We start from the raw sequence: 682 nt of genomic DNA, 5'->3' as shown, positions 1-682 counted from the left end.
CGTATGCTGTGCTCTAAACTGGCCTTCAAAAGTTCCTTTGTTTCATCGTCTAATGGCGCGCCATCAAACATAAGTGCGCCCTGCTGGCCCTCCAGATCAGAAAGAGTCTGCTCTAATCGGCGGCTGATATCCCTTTCATCACGAGCATTGAGTTGGGGATATTCTTTTGTGGTATCTTCGGTTCCTGTCATCAAATAGTCAATGGTCACTCCAAAAAAATCAGCAATTTTTTGGAGTTTATCTTGTTTAGGAGTATATTTTCCTGACTTCCACTCTGAAAAAGTGGATTTAGTAATTCCAGTTTCCTTTGCGACTTGAGAATCCTTTATATTGCGGGAATCCCTAATGGTTTTATATCGGTCATAGATTTCGTTCATGCATACTGTCCTTTCTATAAAATTCAGAAAATAGAACAAAAAACTATTGACAAGTTCGCAAAACTGAACTATAATTCAAGTATGCGGTTCAGAAAACTGAATTTTATGTACTATCGTGTGGTAACCTTAGTATATCAGTTTTCTGAACTAATAGCAATAGAAAAGTTCAGAAATGAGGTGAAAAATTTGTACGCCAAATATGCAAAGTTGCGAGATAAGAAAGGGCTGACAGATTATCGGGTGTCTGAGGAAACAGGGATTTTAAAATCCACACTCTCCGAATGGAAAAACGGAAAATATAATCC

At 38.1% G+C, this 682-nt stretch carries 2 protein-coding genes; one reads left to right on the top strand and one right to left on the bottom strand.

Annotation, left to right across the window (positions count from 1 at the left end; all coding sequences use genetic code 11):
• The coding region (locus tag HW447_RS17835) for a helix-turn-helix domain-containing protein (RefSeq protein ID WP_176256360.1) at nucleotides 1–377 on the bottom strand (377 nt) is incomplete at its 3' end.
• 105 nt (nucleotides 378–482) lie between these two features.
• Between HW447_RS17835 and HW447_RS17905 the strand changes: the two genes are divergently transcribed.
• A partial coding sequence (locus HW447_RS17905) for a helix-turn-helix domain-containing protein (RefSeq protein ID WP_207714824.1) occupies nucleotides 483–682 on the top strand: 200 nt, incomplete at its 3' end.

The organism is Enterocloster alcoholdehydrogenati (genome assembly GCF_013282095.1).
Classification (GTDB): domain Bacteria; phylum Bacillota; class Clostridia; order Lachnospirales; family Lachnospiraceae; genus Enterocloster; species Enterocloster alcoholdehydrogenati.
The sequence above is the reverse complement of the archived record's forward strand: the minus strand, read 5'-3'. Positions and strand labels throughout refer to the sequence as shown.